Source organism: Pseudomonas sp. H3_E07, assembly GCF_054668895.1.
Map to the genome: position 1 here is coordinate 2,404,781 of NZ_CP162795.1, position 13,811 is coordinate 2,418,591.

Consider the following 13,811-nt stretch of genomic DNA (forward strand, 5'->3'; position numbering starts at 1 on the left):
GGGGGCGCGGATTATAGCGGAAATCGCTCAAGGTTTAACCAGTTAATATGCATCGCACGTATCACGCACTAAATAGGTGCATTTGTGCGCCTTTGCGCTACATTGCGGTGCGCCATTTTTGGTCTTTTGTCGTAATGCACCTTTATAGGGTCGTTTTTTGAGCAGAAAACCCATGTTGGCGCACTGGCATGCAATTTGCTCTCTTGTGAGGCAGGTTGCCATGGCGGACTATCCGCGCCGGCATCACCCACATTCTAAGGGCTAACTCCACTACCCCAGCCCGAAGCCACCCGGAGGACACTATGTCGAAGTCGGTTCAACTCATCAAAGATCATGACGTTAAATGGATTGATCTGCGCTTCACGGACACCAAAGGCACTCAGCACCACGTGACCATGCCGGCTCGCGACGCGCTGGATGAAGCTTTCTTCGAAGAAGGCAAAATGTTCGACGGTTCCTCCATCGCTGGCTGGAAAGGCATCGAAGCCTCCGACATGATCCTGATGCCGGACGACAGCACTGCCGTACTCGACCCGTTCACCGAAGAGCCGACCCTGATCCTGGTCTGCGACGTGATCGAGCCTTCGACCATGCAAGGCTACGACCGCGACCCACGTGCGATCGCCAAGCGTGCCGAGGAATACCTGAAGTCGACCGGTATCGGTGACACTGTATTCGTAGGCCCAGAGCCAGAATTCTTCATCTTCGACCAAGTGAAGTTCAAGTCCGACATCTCCGGCTCCATGTTCAAGATCTACTCCGAACAAGGCTCCTGGATGTCCGATCAAGACGTGGAAGGCGGCAACCATGGCCACCGTCCAGGCATCAAAGGTGGCTACTTCCCAGTTCCGCCGTTCGACCACGACCACGAAATCCGTACCTCCATGTGCAACGCCATGGAAGACATGGGCCTGACCATCGAAGTGCACCACCACGAAGTGGCCACTGCCGGCCAGAACGAAATCGGTGTGAAGTTCAACACCCTGGTGGCCAAGGCTGACGAAGTACAGACCCTGAAGTACTGCGTACACAACACTGCCGTTGCCTACGGCCGTACCGCTACCTTCATGCCTAAGCCTCTGTACGGCGATAACGGTTCGGGTATGCACGTTCACCTGTCCATCGCCAAAGAGGGCAAGAACACCTTCGCTGGCGAAGGTTATGCCGGCCTGTCCGACACTGCCCTGTATTTCATCGGCGGTATCATCAAGCACGGTAAGGCCTTGAACGGCTTCACCAACCCGTCGACCAACTCCTACAAGCGTCTGGTCCCAGGTTTCGAAGCACCGGTAATGCTGGCCTACTCGGCGCGCAACCGTTCCGCTTCGATCCGTATTCCATACGTGTCCAGCCCTCGCGCTCGCCGTATCGAAGCACGCTTCCCGGATCCAGCAGCCAACCCGTACCTGGCCTTCGCTGCCCTGGTAATGGCTGGCCTGGACGGTATCCAGAACAAGATCCACCCTGGCGACGCCGCCGACAAAAACTTGTACGACCTGCCGCCTGAAGAGGCCAAAGAGATCCCACAAGTGTGCGGCAGCCTGAAAGAAGCCCTGGAAGAGCTGGACAAGGGCCGTGCGTTCCTGACCAAAGGCGGCGTGTTCAGCGACGACTTCATCGACGCTTACATCGGCCTGAAGAGCGAAGAAGAAATCAAGGTTCGCACCTTCGTACACCCACTGGAATACGAGCTGTACTACAGCTGCTGATCCGGTAGCGCTGCTTAATGTAGCGTGATGAAAAAAGACCTCCTTCGGGAGGTCTTTTTTTGGCCCGCGATTGCGCCGCATCGAGCACCTGTTGTATTGACTGATACTCCGCCATCGCGGGCAAGCCCCGCTCCCACAGGAGATCATCCTTGAAACGTCGACTTGTGTTCGCTCTGTTGTTCGTCAGTGCCAGTGCGAGTGCTGCGCCGCCCACTCTGGAGCCGCTGCTCAACAGCATTGCCGAACGCCTGGAGATCGCCGACCAGGTAGCCCTGAGCAAATGGGACAGCAAAAAGCCCGTGGAAGATAAAAAGCGCGAACAAGAGGTGATCGCCAGCGTTAGCGCCCAGGCACCGACCTACAAGCTGGACGCGGCCGCCGCCGAGCAGTTTTTTTCGGCGCAGATCGAGGCCAACAAGCTGGTGCAATACACCCACCTTTCCGACTGGCAGTTCCAAGGCAAGGCGCCGGACGACCCACGCCCGGACCTGATCAAACAGATACGCCCGCAGCTGGATGAACTGCAAAAACGCCTGCTGCAGCAGCTGGCCGACTTTACCCCGCAGCGCACCGACCCGCAGTGCCCACAGTGGCTGGCCGAAGCCGTGCATGAGCCGCTGAACGATCCACTGCGGCAACTGGCGATGATCCGTGCCACGGCCGAGCTGTGCGTTCGACCTACTTGATTTGAGGAACCGTCCTGCATCTTCACCTGGGCCGACAGCCATAGCCTGAGCGTTCACTGACCGAACAGGATGGAACCATGGACACCCTCAAGTGCTTGACTGCAGCAGCGACAGTTTTGTCGTTGCTGGGCTGCGGCACGCAGGCAAAGGATGCGGCACAGATCGAGAAAGAGGTCTTGCTTGAACGTAGCGAGTCTTGGGACGGCACGCCCTACACAGCCTACCCGTCCGGCCCGCCGCAGCTCACGCTGATACGCCTGAAGATCCCGGCACGCACGCAACTGCCTTGGCACACCCACCCGATGCCGAACGCTGCCTACATCGTTTCAGGGGAGTTGACCGTTGAAACCCGCGCAAACGGCGCCTCGCGGACCTTGAGGCAAGGGCAAACCCTGGCCGAGATGGTGGGCACCGAACATCGCGGCATTACCGGAAACACACCCGTTGAGCTTCTGGTCTTTTATGCGGGCACTCCAGGCATGCCACTGTCAGAGCAACGCTGACCGTCCCGAACCGTTTTCACCCCGCATTGAAAACGGTCCGCCCAGCACTTCCTGAACAACCTTCACAAAACCGCACTATATTGGTGCGATAGGCTGCACCCTACCCACCTGCCCAGCCCATTTTGGTTCGAAACTTCCCGAGCAAGCTGGCAGAACGCCACAGTTTCGCGCCTAAAACCCCCATTTCAGGGCTTGCACGCTTCTTTTCGGATCCTTGGTTTGGTTTTTGCATTTTCCTTGTATCAGCGTGTGCCTCAAGCCCGCGCGCTGCTCCAAAAGAGGTCCTGATGACCATCAGCGATGCACTGCACCGTTTGCTACTCGACAACCTGACCACCGCGACCATCCTACTCAACGACGACTTGCGTCTTGAGTACATGAACCCGGCGGCGGAGATGCTCCTGGCCATCAGCGGCCAGCGCAGCCATGGGCAGTTCATCAGCGAATTGTTCACCGAGTCAGCCGAAGCCTTGAGCTCATTGCGCCAGGCTGTGGAGCAGGCCCACCCCTTCACCAAGCGCGAAGCGATGCTCACGGCCCTGACCGGCCAGACCCTGACCGTCGACTACGCCGTGACCCCGATCCTCAGCAACGGCGCCACCTTGCTGCTGCTGGAAGTGCACCCGCGCGACCGCCTCCTGCGCATCACCAAGGAAGAAGCGCAGTTGTCCAAGCAGGAGACCAGCAAGATGTTGGTGCGTGGCCTGGCCCATGAGATCAAGAATCCGCTGGGTGGTATCCGTGGCGCAGCGCAACTGCTGGCCCGCGAGCTGCCGGACGATAACCTCAAGGACTACACCAACGTCATCATCGAAGAGGCCGACCGCCTGCGTAACCTGGTGGACCGCATGCTCGGCTCCAACAAGCTGCCGTCGCTGGCGATGACCAACGTGCACGAAGTGCTGGAGCGTGTCTGTCAGCTGGTTGAGGCCGAAAGCCAGGGCTGCATCACCTTGGTGCGCGACTATGACCCAAGCATTCCCGACGTTTTGATCGACCGCGAACAGATGATTCAGGCGGTGCTCAATATCGTACGTAACGCCATGCAGGCCATCAGCAGCCAGAACGAGCTGCGCCTGGGCCGCATCAGCCTGCGCACCCGCGCCCTGCGTCAGTTCACCATTGGCCATGTGCGCCATCGCCTGGTGACCAAGGTCGAGATCATCGACAACGGCCCGGGGATTCCTGCGGAACTGCAGGAAACCATTTTCTTTCCCATGGTCAGTGGCCGCCCGGACGGTACCGGGCTGGGCCTGGCCATTACCCAGAACATCATCAGCCAGCACCAGGGTCTGATCGAGTGTGAGAGCCATCCTGGCCACACCACGTTCTCGATCTTTCTGCCACTGGAACAAGGAGCCCCATCGACATGAGCCGTAGTGAAACTGTCTGGATCGTCGATGACGACCGTTCTATCCGCTGGGTCCTCGAGAAAGCCTTGCAACAGGAAGGCATGACCACCCAGAGCTTCGACAGCGCCGACGGTGTAATGAGCCGCCTGGCGCGCCAGCAGCCCGACGTGATCATCTCGGACATCCGCATGCCCGGCGCCAGTGGCCTGGACCTGCTGGCGCGGATTCGCGAGCAGCACCCGCGCTTGCCGGTGATCATCATGACGGCGCACTCGGACCTGGACAGCGCTGTCGCGTCCTATCAGGGCGGCGCCTTTGAATACCTGCCCAAGCCGTTCGACGTGGACGAAGCGGTGGCATTGGTCAAACGCGCCAACCAGCACGCCCAGGAACAACAGAACCAGGAAGCTCCACCCGCCCTGACCCGCACCCCGGAAATCATCGGCGAAGCGCCGGCGATGCAGGAAGTGTTTCGCGCCATCGGGCGCTTGAGCCATTCCAACATCACCGTGCTGATCAACGGCGAGTCGGGGACCGGTAAAGAGCTGGTCGCCCATGCCCTGCACCGTCACAGCCCACGCGCAGCCTCGCCGTTCATTGCGTTGAACATGGCGGCGATTCCAAAGGATTTGATGGAATCCGAGCTGTTCGGCCACGAAAAAGGCGCATTCACTGGCGCAGCCAACCTGCGTCGCGGGCGCTTTGAACAGGCTGACGGCGGCACGCTGTTCCTCGATGAAATCGGCGATATGCCGGCCGACACCCAGACCCGCCTGCTGCGCGTGCTGGCGGACGGTGAGTTCTATCGGGTGGGCGGACACACACCGGTCAAGGTCGACGTACGCATCATCGCGGCGACCCACCAGAACCTGGAAACCCTGGTGCACGCGGGCAAATTCCGTGAGGACTTGTTCCACCGCCTCAACGTGATCCGCATCCATATCCCGCGCATGTCGGACCGTCGCGAAGACATCCCGACCCTGGCCCGCCACTTCCTCAGCCGCGCCGCTCAGGAGCTGGCCGTCGAGCCGAAGCTGCTGAAAAGCGAGACCGAGGAATACCTGAAGAACCTGCCGTGGCCCGGCAACGTGCGTCAGTTGGAGAACACCTGCCGCTGGATCACGGTGATGGCCTCCGGACGCGAAGTGCACATCAGCGACCTGCCTCCGGAGCTGTTGAGCCTTCCGCAGGATTCCGCGCCGGTGACCAACTGGGAACAAGCGCTGCGCCAATGGGCCGACCAGGCCCTGGCGCGCGGCCAGTCGAACCTGCTGGACAGCGCCGTGCCGGCGTTCGAGCGCATCATGATCGAGACCGCCCTCAAGCACACCGCCGGTCGCCGCCGCGATGCCGCCGTGTTGCTGGGTTGGGGCCGCAATACCCTGACGCGCAAGATCAAGGAATTGGGGATGAAGGTGGATGGTGGGGATGATGACGAGGGTGATGAAGCCTGAATCTCAGATCCACTGAAGATCCAATGTGGGAGGGGGCTTGCCCCCGATGACGGTATATCAGCCACAGATGTTGTGACTGACCTACTGCTATCGGGGGCAAGCCCCCTCCCACATTTGGACCGCTACAAGGTTCCAGCGCCGTGCACCGCTTCAATGCACCATGAACCGGCATCGGGCATGAATCTAACGCATCAAGCCTCAGGCTCGTTGATGACAATCTGAATACCAAAAACACCAAAGCCCCGTATTCCGGGGCTTTGCGCTTTTTTTAGGATTTTTTTGGCACAACGTCGCCACTCTGGCACGCGCCCTGCAATAACCCTTGTACTACCCAGTTTCGGGGACCTTGGTACAGGCAGGCCGAGAATCCCCTCTTTACACCCGGGGTGCTTGACGCGAGCAGCGTCGCGCCCCACACCGCTTTGGGGAACCTCGGTACAGGCAGGCCGGGGATTCCCTCTTTAACACCGAAGCTTTGCAAGCTTCACCCTGTTTTGGGAGCCCTGGTACAGGCAGGCCGGGAACTCCCTCTTTTATTGCTCTTGGAGATGGATCTCCAGCCGCCAGCGGCCGTCAGCCTCCTCCCCTTTCCATTCCCCGCGCAACGGCCGAGCCGCCACCAGGTTCAGCAGCAGGCCGCCATCGGTCTTGCGCACGCGCCAGTTCACATCCTTGTCATTGACCTTGAGCTGCCCACCGGCGGCCTGGCCCTGTGCGTCGAACAGCAGCGCCACGGTGCCGTCGATATGCTCGCCGTGCAGCTTAGGTTCGCTGTTGAACCACACCACCACGCCGTCCGCCGCGGTCTCGACCTGCTGCAGTTCGACCGGGTCCGGTGTGGTCAGGCGACCGATCATCAGGCCCACCATCATGCCAACAATCGCCAATGAGCCCATGACCCGAGGCATAAGCTTCGGTCTTGGGTCCTCTTCAGGGGTAGAATGCAGCGCATCTTTGCCTTCGGAGCCGTGCATGTTTCACGTCATCCTTTTTCAACCAGAAATTCCGCCGAATACCGGCAACGTTATCAGGCTGTGCGCCAACAGTGGCTGCCACCTGCATTTGATCGAGCCCCTGGGCTTCGACATGGACGACAAGCGCCTGCGCCGTGCCGGGCTCGACTACCACGAGTACGCCACGCTCAAGCGCCACGCCGACCTGGCCAGTTGCCTGGAAAGCCTGGGGCATCCGCGACTGTTCGCGTTCACCACCAAGGGCTCGCAACCGTTCCACGATGTCAGCTTTGCCGAAGGTGACGCCTTCCTGTTCGGTCCGGAAAGCCGTGGCCTGCCGGCCGAGGTACTCGACGCCCTGCCCGATGGCCATCGCCTGCGCTTGCCGATGCGCGAGGGGTGCCGCAGCTTGAACCTGTCCAACACCGTGGCCGTCGCGGTTTACGAAGGCTGGCGCCAGCTCGGTTTCAAGTAACACCGTAAAACAAGTGTGGGAGGGGGCTTGCCCCCGATGACGGAGTGCCAGTCGACATCTATGTGACTGACACTCCGCTATCGGGGGCAAGCCCCCTCCCACATTTTTACCGCATCGACTTATTGAACGGTCGACGAACCTTCCTGTTGCATGCGCTGCAGCTCTTGAGCGTACAGGGCATCGAAGTTCACCGGAGCCAGCATCAGCGCAGGGAACGAGCCACGGGTGACCAGGCTGTCCAGGGTCTCACGGGCATACGGGAACAGGATGTTCGGGCAGAACGCGCCCAAGGTGTGGCTCATGGACGCTTCGTCCAGGCCCTGGATCAGGAAGATACCGGCCTGTTGCACTTCAGCGATGAAGGCCACTTCTTCGCCGTTCTTGACGGTCACGGACAGGGTCAGCACGACTTCGTGGAAGTCGCCTTCCAGGGCCTTCTGGCGAGTGTTCAGGTCCAGTGCAACGCTTGGGGTCCATTCCTGGCGGAAGATGGCCGGGCTTTTCGGCGCTTCGAACGACAGGTCACGCACGTAGATGCGCTGCAGCGAAAACTGTGGCGCTTGGGCTTCTGCAGCTTCGGTGTTCTGTTGGTCAGTCATCGCAGATCCTTGTGATCTTGGGGTCTTTTAGGGTTTAGGCATCAGACGAGCAGCAGCGCATCGAGTTTACCCGCGCGCTCCAGGGCGAACAGGTCATCGCAACCACCGATATGCTTGGCGCCGATCCAGATCTGCGGCACGGACGTGCGCCCCGCCTTCTGGGCCATTTCGGCGCGCACCTGGGGTTTGCCGTCGACCTTGATTTCTTCGAAGGCAACGCCCTTTTTCTCCAGCAGAGCCTTGGCCCGCATGCAGTAAGGGCACCAATCGCTGGAATACACGACAACCTGGCTCATATCACTTCACCAGCGGCAGGTTATCGGCGCGCCAGCTGCTGATGCCACCGGACAGCTTGGCGGCGGTGAAACCGGTCTTGAGCATTTCGCGGGCGTGGGTGCCGGCGTGCTGGCCTTGGGCGTCGACCAGGATGATGGTCTTGGCCTTGTGCTTTTCCAACTCGGCCAGGCGCGCGATCAGCTTGTCCTGCGGAATGTTCAGGGCACCGACGATGTGGCCGGTGGCAAAATCCTTGGCCGGGCGGATGTCCACGACAACGGCCTCATCCTTGTTGACCAGTGCGGTCAGCTCCGCCGTGCTCAGGCTGCGGCCACCGCGGCTCAATTCGTGAGCGATCAGCAGCGCCAGCAGGATGACGAAGGCACCCACGAGCAGGTAGTGGGCAGTGGCAAATGCAATCAGGTGATCAACCATCAAGGAGGTTCCAGGGCGTTAAAATGGCGGTAAGTATACACAGCCGTCAGGGGGGGCCAACCCCCGTAAAGCGGTGACGTGGTCGGAACTTCGCTTTAAACTGCCACTCCCTTTTCAATTGTCTTCCTTTATTACCGCCGCGAGAGGATCTATGACTACTACGCCTAAACCTTTGGTCCTGATAATTCTCGATGGCTTCGGACACAGTGAAAGCCACCACGACAACGCGGTATACGCGGCCAAGAAGCCGGTACTCGACCGCCTGACCGCCAGCGTACCCAACGGCCTCATCTCTGGTTCAGGTATGGACGTAGGCTTGCCGGACGGTCAGATGGGCAACTCGGAAGTCGGCCACATGAACCTCGGCGCCGGACGAGTGGTATACCAGGACTTCACCCGTGTGACCAAAGCGATCCGCGATGGTGAGTTCTTCGAGAACCCGACCATCTGCGCCGCGGTAGATAAAGCAGTGGCTGCCGGCAAGGCCGTGCACTTCATGGGCCTGCTGTCCGATGGCGGCGTCCACAGCCACCAGGACCACCTGGTCGCCATGGCCGAACTGGCCTTCAAGCGCGGCGCCGACAAGATTTACCTGCACGCTTTCCTCGACGGCCGGGACACCCCGCCGAAAAGCGCGCAATCCTCCATCGAACTGCTCGACACCACCTTCGCCGCCCTCGGCAAAGGCCGTATCGCCAGTTTGGTCGGCCGTTACTTCGCCATGGACCGCGACAACCGTTGGGACCGCGTCTCCCAGGCCTACAACCTGATCGTCGACGGCCAGGCCGAATTCCACGCCGCCACCGCCCAGGAAGGCCTGGAGGCCGCCTACGCCCGTGGCGAGAGCGACGAATTCGTCAAGGCCACCACCATCGGCGAGCCGGTGAAGGTAGAAGACGGCGACGCGGTGGTGTTCATGAACTTCCGTGCCGACCGCGCCCGCGAGCTGAGCCGCGTGTTTGTCGAAGACGGTTTCAAGGAATTCGAGCGTGCCCGCCAGCCCAAAGTGCAGTACGTGGGCCTGACCCAATACGCCGCCAGCATCCCGGCCCCCGCGGCCTTTGCTCCGGGCAGCCTGGACAACGTGCTGGGCGACTACCTGGCAAAAAACGGCAAGACCCAGCTGCGCATTGCCGAAACCGAGAAATACGCCCACGTGACCTTCTTCTTCTCCGGCGGTCGTGAAGAGCCGTTCCCAGGCGAAGAACGCATTCTGATCCCATCGCCAAAGGTTGCGACCTACGACCTGCAGCCGGAAATGAGCGCGCCGGAAGTCACCGACAAGATCGTCGACGCCATCGAACACCAGCGTTACGACGTGATCGTGGTCAACTACGCCAACGGCGACATGGTCGGCCATAGCGGTAACCTGGAAGCCGCGACCAAGGCCGTGGAATGCCTGGACCTTTGCGTCGGTCGCATCGTCGATGCCCTGGAGAAAGTCGGCGGCGAAGCACTGATCACGGCCGACCACGGCAACTGCGAACAGATGTCCGATGAATCCACCGGCCAGGCCCACACAGCCCACACGACTGAGCCAGTGCCGTTTATCTATGTCGGCAAGCGTGATTTGAAAGTGCGCGAAGGCGGCGTGCTGGCAGATGTGGCGCCGACCATGCTGATGCTGATGGGGCTGGAGAAGCCGGTGGAGATGACCGGGACTTCGATTCTGGTCTGATCCCAGCCTCACCGAAAAATAATGTGGGAGGGGGGCTTGCCCCCGATTACGGTAGATCGGCTGAAACATAGGTGGCTGATACACCGCTATCGGGGGCAAGCCCCCTCCCACATTGAATCTTCTGTGTTTGGTAGATATCTTTTCGCCATTCCAGCGCCACTCGGCACATAACTTGCCCCCAGCCCGAATTGGGCGTTTTTTTTGCCGCGCTTGGCGGGCATACTAGAGCGTCCCTTTCCCTGGTGTCGCCCGCCTCTATGCTTCGCGCCTTGATTACCCTCGCTCTTGTCTGCCTGCTCCAACCGGCGTTTGCCGATGAGCGCGCACAAACCCAACAACAGTTGGACGCTACGCGTCAGGACATTACCGAGCTGAAAAAACTGCTCGGCAAGCTCCAGGAAGAAAAATCCGGCGTGCAGAAAGACCTGCGCGGCACGGAAACCGAGATGGGCAAGCTGGAGAAGCAGGTCCAGGAGTTACAAAAAGAACTAAAGAAGAGCGAGTCGGAACTGGAGCGACTCGACGCTGAGAAAAAAAACTCCAGAGCGCACGCGTTGAACAGCAACGCTTGATCGCGATCCAGGCGCGTGCCGCCTATCAGAATGGCCGCCAGGAATACCTCAAGCTGCTGCTCAACCAGCAGAACCCGGAAAAATTCGCGCGCACCCTGACCTACTACGACTACCTGAGCAAGGCCCGCCTGGAGCAATTAAAGAGCTTCAACGAGACCTTGCGCCAGTTGGTCAACGTCGAACAGGAAATCGCTAACCAGCAGTCGCAGCTTGAGGACCAGAAAAGCAGCCTCAACGCTCAGCGCGACGAGCTGGACAAGGTTCGCAAAGAGCGCCAGCTGGCCCTGGCCAAGCTGAATGACGACGTGAAGGCCCGCGACGCCAAGCTGCAAGCCCGCGAGCAGGACCAGGCCGACTTGGCCAAAGTCCTCAAAACGATTGAAGAAACCCTGGCCCGCCAGGCACGTGAGGCCGAAGAAGCGCGGCAAAAAGCGCTGATCGCCCAGCAGGAAGCCGAAAAAAAGCGCCAGCGTGAGGCCGAGCTGGCTGCCACCTCGGACGCCCCGGCACCGCGTAAACCGGCGCGTGCAGCGCCTGGCCCGCTGGTTTCCAGCGCCGGCGAATCCTTCGGCGGCCCTTTTGCTTCAGCGCGCGGCAAACTTCCATGGCCGGTTGATGGTCGATTACTGGCACGCTTCGGTGAAACCCGTGGCGATGACACCCGCGCGAAGTGGGATGGCGTGATGATCAGCGCCTCCGCTGGCAGCCAGGTGCACGCCGTCCACGGTGGGCGCGTGGTGTTTGCCGATTGGCTGCGGGGTGCCGGTTTGTTGGTGATTCTTGACCACGGTAATGGCTATTTGAGCCTTTACGGCCACAATCAGACTTTACTCAAGTCGGCAGGTGATGTTGTAAAAGCCGGTGAATCCATTTCCACTGTCGGTAACAGTGGTGGCCAAGACACCCCGGCGCTGTACTTCGCTATTCGTCAGCAGGGCCGCCCGAGCGACCCTGCACAATGGTGCCGTTCCCAAGGATAGGGCTGCATCTACATTAGGAGTTCGTTCGACATGCTGCATTTGTCCCGCCTCACTTCGCTGGCCCTGACGATCGCCCTGGTGATCGGCGCGCCCCTGGCTTTCGCCGACCAGGCCGCTCCGGCTGCACCCGCCGCCACGGCCGCGACCACCAAGGCGCCGTTGCCGCTGGATGAGCTGCGCACGTTCGCCGAGGTCATGGACCGCATCAAGGCAGCCTATGTCGAACCCGTAGACGACAAGACCCTGCTGGAAAATGCCATCAAGGGCATGCTCAGCAACCTCGATCCGCACTCCGCCTACCTGGGCCCGGAAGATTTCGCCGAGCTGCAGGAAAGCACCAGCGGTGAATTCGGCGGCCTGGGCATTGAAGTCGGCTCCGAAGACGGCAACATCAAGGTGGTCTCGCCGATCGATGACACCCCGGCGTCCAAGGCAGGCATCCAGGCTGGCGACTTTATCGTCAAGATCAATGGTCAGCCGACCCGTGGCCAGACCATGACCGAAGCCGTCGACAAGATGCGCGGCAAGATCGGCCAGAAAATCACCCTGACCCTGGTACGCGACGGCGGCAACCCGTTCGACGTGACGCTGACCCGCGCGACCATTGTGGTCAAGAGCGTGAAGAGTCAGCTGTTGGAGTCGGGCTACGGCTACATCCGCATCACCCAGTTCCAGGTCAAGACCGGCGACGAAGTGGCCAAGGCCCTGGCCAAGCTGCGCAAGGACAACGGCAAAAAACTCAACGGTATCGTGCTCGACCTGCGTAATAACCCAGGCGGCGTGCTGCAGTCGGCGGTGGAAGTGGTCGACCACTTCATCACCAAAGGCCTGATCGTCTACACCAAGGGCCGTATCGCCAACTCCGAGCTGCGCTTCTCGGCCACCGGCAACGATCTCAGCGAAAACGTGCCACTGGCCGTGCTGATCAACGGCGGCAGCGCCTCGGCCTCGGAGATCGTCGCCGGCGCGCTGCAAGACCAGAAGCGCGGCGTGCTGATGGGCACCACCAGCTTCGGCAAAGGCTCGGTGCAAACCGTATTGCCGCTGAACAACGAGCGGGCGCTGAAGATCACCACTGCGCTGTACTACACACCGAATGGCCGCTCGATCCAGGCCCAGGGCATCGTGCCGGACATCGAGGTGCGCAAGGCCAAGATCACCAACGAGATCGACAGCGAGTACTACAAAGAGGCTGACCTGCAAGGTCACTTGGGCAATGGCAACGGCGGCGCTGACCAGCCAACCGACAGCAGCAAGAAAGCCAAACCGATGCCGCAGGACGACGATTACCAGCTGGCCCAGGCGCTGAGCCTGCTCAAGGGCCTGAGCATCACCCGCAGCCGTTGATATGCGTTTTGCCCTGATCATTGCTGTGCTGTGCAGCCTGGCAGGCGTCGCCCACGCGACACCTGCCGGTGAGCCGCACAAAGCCTACCTGACCCTCATCATCGACGACCTCGGGCAAAACCTGCCCCGCGATCGTCGCGTGCTGGCCCTGCCTGGGCCGGTCACCACGGCGATCATGCCCGACACGCCCCACGCCGCCGAATTCGCCCGCGAAGCGCACAAGGCCGGCAAGATCGTGATCCTGCACATGCCCATGGACCCGGCTACCGGACCGTTTGCCTGGCACCCCGAGTTGTCCATCGAAGAACTCGGCAAGCGCCTGGACGCCGCGTTCCAGGCCGTGCCCTACACCGCCGGTATCAACAACCACATGGGCAGCCGCATGACTGCCCAGCCGGCCGCCATGGCCTGGTTGATGGCCGAGCTGCAACGGCGCAACAAGTTCTTCGTTGACAGCCGCACCAGTGCGCAAACCGTGGCGGCCGCCGAGGCGCAGAAGATTGGCCTGGCCCATGTGTCGCGGGATGTGTTTCTGGATGACGAGCGCACTGAAGCGGCGATCACCACGCAATTGCAGACGGCAATCAAGCTGGCGCACAAGCAGGGTTCAGTGGTGATGATCGGCCACCCTTACCCACAAACCCTGGCGGTGTTGGAGCGCGAATTGCCCAAGCTCAAGGCCCAGGGCGTCGACTGGATCAATATCAAGTTGATGATTAGCGTGCGCAGCAACCAGGCCATGGCCGGGCACGGCAAGGATGGCATTTACCGCTGACGATCCGTTGTAGGCGC

The 13,811-nt window shown here is 60.7% G+C and carries 13 protein-coding genes and 1 pseudogene; 10 read left to right on the forward strand and 4 right to left on the reverse strand.

Going from position 1 to position 13,811, the window contains the following annotated elements:
• The first annotated feature begins 302 nt into the window (after positions 1 to 302).
• From glnA to ntrC, 5 genes are all read left to right on the forward strand, one after another.
• Entirely contained in the window at positions 303 to 1,709 is a 1,407-nt protein-coding gene (gene glnA, locus AB4O08_RS10900) for a type I glutamate--ammonia ligase (protein ID WP_010213867.1), read from the forward strand.
• 149 nt (positions 1,710 to 1,858) lie between these two features.
• On the forward strand, positions 1,859 to 2,395 hold the full coding sequence (locus AB4O08_RS10905) for a chorismate mutase (protein WP_021492187.1): 537 nt from the start codon (positions 1,859 to 1,861) through the stop codon (positions 2,393 to 2,395).
• 77 nt (positions 2,396 to 2,472) lie between these two features.
• Entirely contained in the window at positions 2,473 to 2,898 is a 426-nt protein-coding gene (locus tag AB4O08_RS10910; RefSeq protein ID WP_044286496.1) for a cupin domain-containing protein, read from the forward strand.
• A gap of 287 nt (positions 2,899 to 3,185) precedes the next feature.
• Positions 3,186 to 4,271, forward strand: a complete 1,086-nt coding sequence (gene glnL, locus AB4O08_RS10915; protein WP_010213871.1) for a nitrogen regulation protein NR(II) — start codon at positions 3,186 to 3,188, stop codon at positions 4,269 to 4,271.
• A complete protein-coding gene (ntrC, locus tag AB4O08_RS10920) occupies positions 4,268 to 5,704 on the forward strand; it encodes a nitrogen regulation protein NR(I) (RefSeq protein WP_008435682.1) in 1,437 nt (478 codons plus the stop codon). The genes glnL and ntrC overlap by 4 nt, the downstream gene beginning before the upstream one ends.
• Positions 5,705 to 6,237: 533 nt before the next feature.
• Here the strand turns inward: ntrC and AB4O08_RS10925 are convergent.
• Complete coding sequence (locus tag AB4O08_RS10925) at positions 6,238 to 6,678, reverse strand: hypothetical protein (RefSeq protein WP_021492189.1); 441 nt, start codon at positions 6,676 to 6,678, stop codon at positions 6,238 to 6,240.
• Here AB4O08_RS10925 and AB4O08_RS10930 point away from each other — a divergent pair.
• Positions 6,677 to 7,132, forward strand: coding sequence for a tRNA (cytidine(34)-2'-O)-methyltransferase (locus tag AB4O08_RS10930; protein ID WP_010213874.1), 456 nt, complete (start codon positions 6,677 to 6,679; stop codon positions 7,130 to 7,132). The genes AB4O08_RS10925 and AB4O08_RS10930 overlap by 2 nt on opposite strands.
• A 119-nt stretch (positions 7,133 to 7,251) precedes the next feature.
• On the opposite strand, the gene secB is transcribed toward AB4O08_RS10930, so the two are convergent.
• From secB to AB4O08_RS10945, 3 genes are read right to left on the reverse strand one after another with little or no spacing between them, the layout of a single operon-like run.
• On the reverse strand, positions 7,252 to 7,731 hold the full coding sequence (secB, locus tag AB4O08_RS10935; RefSeq protein ID WP_010213875.1) for a protein-export chaperone SecB: 480 nt from the start codon (positions 7,729 to 7,731) through the stop codon (positions 7,252 to 7,254).
• Between the two features lie 41 nt (positions 7,732 to 7,772).
• Positions 7,773 to 8,027 carry a glutaredoxin 3 gene (gene grxC, locus AB4O08_RS10940; protein ID WP_010213876.1) on the reverse strand — a complete coding sequence of 85 codons (255 nt, stop codon included), beginning with the start codon at positions 8,025 to 8,027 and terminating at the stop codon, positions 7,773 to 7,775.
• 1 nt (position 8,028) lies between these two features.
• Positions 8,029 to 8,442, reverse strand: a complete 414-nt coding sequence (locus AB4O08_RS10945) for a rhodanese-like domain-containing protein (protein WP_010213877.1) — start codon at positions 8,440 to 8,442, stop codon at positions 8,029 to 8,031.
• Positions 8,443 to 8,593: 151 nt separating this feature from the next.
• Between AB4O08_RS10945 and gpmI the strand changes: the two genes are divergently transcribed.
• The 4 genes and pseudogenes from gpmI to AB4O08_RS10965 all read left to right on the forward strand — a co-directional run bounded on the left by gpmI (position 8,594) and on the right by AB4O08_RS10965 (position 13,794).
• Positions 8,594 to 10,120 carry a 2,3-bisphosphoglycerate-independent phosphoglycerate mutase gene (gene gpmI, locus AB4O08_RS10950; protein ID WP_010213878.1) on the forward strand — a complete coding sequence of 509 codons (1,527 nt, stop codon included), beginning with the start codon at positions 8,594 to 8,596 and terminating at the stop codon, positions 10,118 to 10,120.
• Positions 10,121 to 10,377: 257 nt separating this feature from the next.
• Positions 10,378 to 11,672, forward strand: a pseudogene (locus tag AB4O08_RS10955) (murein hydrolase activator EnvC family protein).
• A gap of 30 nt (positions 11,673 to 11,702) precedes the next feature.
• Positions 11,703 to 13,019, forward strand: a complete 1,317-nt coding sequence (locus AB4O08_RS10960; RefSeq protein WP_021492191.1) for a S41 family peptidase — start codon at positions 11,703 to 11,705, stop codon at positions 13,017 to 13,019.
• 1 nt (position 13,020) lies between these two features.
• Positions 13,021 to 13,794 (forward strand): divergent polysaccharide deacetylase family protein, encoded by a 774-nt coding sequence (locus tag AB4O08_RS10965; protein WP_010213884.1) that lies wholly within the window; start codon positions 13,021 to 13,023, stop codon positions 13,792 to 13,794.
• Positions 13,795 to 13,811: the final 17 nt, after the last annotated feature.